General features: G+C 58.9%; 3 protein-coding genes. 2 read left to right on the top strand and 1 reads right to left on the bottom strand.

The window, feature by feature from the left end:
• Positions 1 to 409 precede the first annotated feature (409 nt).
• On the top strand, positions 410 to 1,333 hold the full coding sequence (locus AB6O04_RS19535) for an IS110 family transposase (protein WP_368566072.1): 924 nt from the start codon (positions 410 to 412) through the stop codon (positions 1,331 to 1,333).
• A 122-nt stretch (positions 1,334 to 1,455) separates the two neighbouring features.
• Here AB6O04_RS19535 and AB6O04_RS19530 read toward each other — a convergent pair whose 3' ends face one another.
• Positions 1,456 to 1,983, bottom strand: a complete 528-nt coding sequence (locus tag AB6O04_RS19530; RefSeq protein WP_368566071.1) for a DUF2268 domain-containing putative Zn-dependent protease — start codon at positions 1,981 to 1,983, stop codon at positions 1,456 to 1,458.
• 22 nt (positions 1,984 to 2,005) lie between these two features.
• Here AB6O04_RS19530 and AB6O04_RS19525 point away from each other — a divergent pair.
• Positions 2,006 to 2,208, top strand: a 203-nt coding sequence (locus AB6O04_RS19525; protein WP_368565916.1) for a transposase, incomplete at its 3' end; no start/stop codon positions are given.

Here is a 2,208-nt window from a genome sequence, read left to right as displayed (position 1 = left end):
AAACAAATCCGAAAAATTTGAGTTTGCGCGCAGAAAACACGTGCCAGCAGTCGGGACAACGGATATTTACCGACACATCTGAAAAGGTAAAAACGTTAAAGCCAACGGGAACCCCACCAGAAACAAGCGCGTTACGGGCTATAAATTCTGCTGAGCACCTCGGGCAAGCTTCTAGCTCGTGCATTGGGGCCTAACGCCTTATGTCCTGAATTCTCCCTACTGTAGCGGTCGAGAGCCCGATGTGCGCGCCCGATAACGCCTTGGTGTAGCAGCACCATAGCTCAGCAAGGGTCGCACACCGGATCTCACGACCGAACGCCCGGACAGTTGCGCGAGGTTTCCCTCGCACCGATAAGCGTGGGCCAGGCCGGGATGCTCTCGAGGTTCCTGCTTTAGCGCGGAGGCCAGCATGGGGGCAGTCGGTATCGATGTAGGTAAGGCGAATCTCGATGTGGCGGTATACGGCGAGGCGAAGATCCAGCGGTTTGCGAACACTGCCGCAGGCATCCGCCGGCTGCTGCAGCGTTCGCGGGGCCTGGAGGAGATCCACATCGTGCTAGAGGCGACCAGCGGCTACGAGGATGCAGTGATGGCTGCCTGCAGCGAGGCGGGCCTGTGGATCGCGCGCATCAAACCGCGCCAGGCGCGCGACTTCGCCCGTGCTACCGGCCAGTTGGCCAAGACCGACTCGCTGGATGCCCGCATGCTGGCCGAAATGGCCCAGGTGTTCCCCGCACGACTGCGGCCACATGCCCGACTCGAACCTTGGCAATGCGAGCTCAGAGGCTGGTTGCGCCGGCGTCATCAGATCACCGAAGCGATTCAACGCACCCGCCAGCAATTGGCCATGACGTTGCCTACTATTCGGCCGCTCGTCCGCAAGACACTGGCCGCATTGGTGCGGGAGCAATCTGTCATCAACACCACCTTTAAGGAATTGCTGCAGCGCCACGCAACCCCAGCGCTGCGCTCGTCCAAAGGCTTGGGGCCGATGTTCCAGGCCAGCGTGTTGTCGCTGCTGCCGGAATTGGGTCAGCTGACGCGGCAGCAGATTGCGAAGCTGGTCGGCGTTGCGCCGCTCAATCGTGACAGTGGCCAAAGTCAGGGCAAACGACGCATCTACGGCGGCCGAGCCGAGGTACGCGTTGCCCTGTACATGGCGACGCAATCGGCGGTGCGATGGGAGCCGTTGATGAAAGCGCACTATCAGCAACTGCGAGCCCGCGGAAAGCTGGCAAAAGTGGCGCTGGTCGCCTGCATGCGTAAGCTGCTGACGATTATCAACGCACGGCGACGAGACGAGTTGCTAGCGGAAGCGACTGGGGTCGCTTGAAGAGCGGATTACAAGACAGTTGCTGAGTTAAACTGACACGCGAAGCGGGTTCGGCTTGAACGAATTAGCGGCAGGTAATGGAAATAGAGCCATGAGAATAAGGCGTCCTGCCGTGTTCGAATCTAATCGAGTGCAACTCCCGGCCGCCAGCCGCTCTTGGCTAGGAATTCTTTCGGGTCCGTCATGTTGAGAATGTCGCTAAGGGCTTGGCGTTTATCGGCGGCGTGCTGGTAATAGGATTTGACGATGCGATAGCCGACCCAATAACCGAGATCGGCAGGCTGTTCTGGCGTGCTGTTGTAGAGCCAGTCCGACAGATCGGTTTTGTCCACGTCGGCGGCGAATGCCGTTTCGATTTCACTTTCACGCCCTGCCGTCAACCCGCTCATATAGGAATAGGCAATGGAGCCGGTGGTCAGCTCCGTGATGAATTCGGCCGCGCCTTCCTCAAGCGAAGCGGCGAGGACGGTGGCGTTCTCCATCTCGGAAAAAGCTACCGCTTGCTGGACATGGACGTACTCATGCGCGATGACACCCACGAACCGGTCTTCGACATCAGGATTGATCCAGTCGGTCGCGCACAGTGCTTCGAGGCCAATCCGTAAGCTTCCCCACCTGGTAGACACCCAATAAGTAGAACTTTCTGGCATGTTTTCACCACCAGGAGGTTCCATGAAGAAGTCGAAGTTCAGCGAGACCCAGATCGTCTCGATCCTCAAGCAAGCCGACGCCGGAGTGCCGGTGAAAGATATTTGCCGTCAGGCCGGCATCAGCGTGGCGACGTACTACCAATGGAAGTCAAAGTACGGTGGCATGGAGGCGTCGGACCTGCGGCGGGTGAAGGAGCTGGAAGCCGAAAACGCCAAGCTCAAGCG

The sequence above is a fragment of the Pseudoxanthomonas sp. UTMC 1351 genome, assembly GCF_040948865.1.
Lineage (GTDB): Bacteria > Pseudomonadota > Gammaproteobacteria > Xanthomonadales > Xanthomonadaceae > Pseudoxanthomonas_A.
Note: the sequence above shows the minus strand (reverse complement) of the source record. Positions and strands in the feature narration are given on the sequence as shown.